Source organism: Chitinivibrio alkaliphilus ACht1 (genome assembly GCF_000474745.1).
GTDB classification, from domain to species: Bacteria; Fibrobacterota; Chitinivibrionia; order Chitinivibrionales; family Chitinivibrionaceae; genus Chitinivibrio; species Chitinivibrio alkaliphilus.
Genome location: NZ_ASJR01000080.1, coordinates 1 through 531, shown reverse-complemented (window position 1 = coordinate 531; position 531 = coordinate 1). Strand labels below are relative to the sequence as shown.

Below are 531 nucleotides of genomic sequence, written 5' to 3'. Positions count from 1 at the left end.
TAGTTAGTGTTCTAATTTTCCTGCCATCAGCCAAGGCATCATGGACAAAATCCATACTCCACAGTTCTTGAGGAGCTTGAGGAACAGATACGCTCTCTCCACGATGCTTGGAATATCGCTTTCTTTTTCTCTTACGTATTGTGAGACTCTCTTCCCTGTAGAGCCGATATACCCGTTTATGATTTATCTTAAATCCTTCACGCTGCAAGAGAGTATGAATACGGCGGTATCCAAATCTCCTTCGTTTAAAAGCTATTTCTTTCATTTTCTGGCGTAATTGTAAATCATCAGAACTCTTTGCTTGGTAGTAATAGCTACTGGGAGAAATATGAAAAAGCCTGCAACAACGAACAACACTCATATCGTAGGTTGTAACTGCATACGATACTGCAGTGCGTTTTTGAGCAGGCCTTACCAGTTTTTTGAGTTGACATCCTTAAGCACTTGATTATCCAAAGATAAGTCTGCAACAAGACGCTTTAATCGATTGTTTTCTTCCTCAAGTAGTTTCATTTTCTGAATATCAGAGGG

Annotated in this window: 1 protein-coding gene and 1 pseudogene; both read right to left on the bottom strand. The window is 39.7% G+C overall.

The genetic code is table 11. The features are described 5' to 3' along the window. Nucleotides 1-361, bottom strand: a 361-nt coding sequence (locus CALK_RS12720; protein WP_155851882.1) for an IS3 family transposase, incomplete at its 3' end; no start/stop codon positions are given. A 32-nt stretch (nt 362-393) separates the two neighbouring features. Continuing rightward, nucleotides 394-531: pseudogene (locus CALK_RS13480) on the bottom strand (IS3 family transposase); the annotation flags it as partial.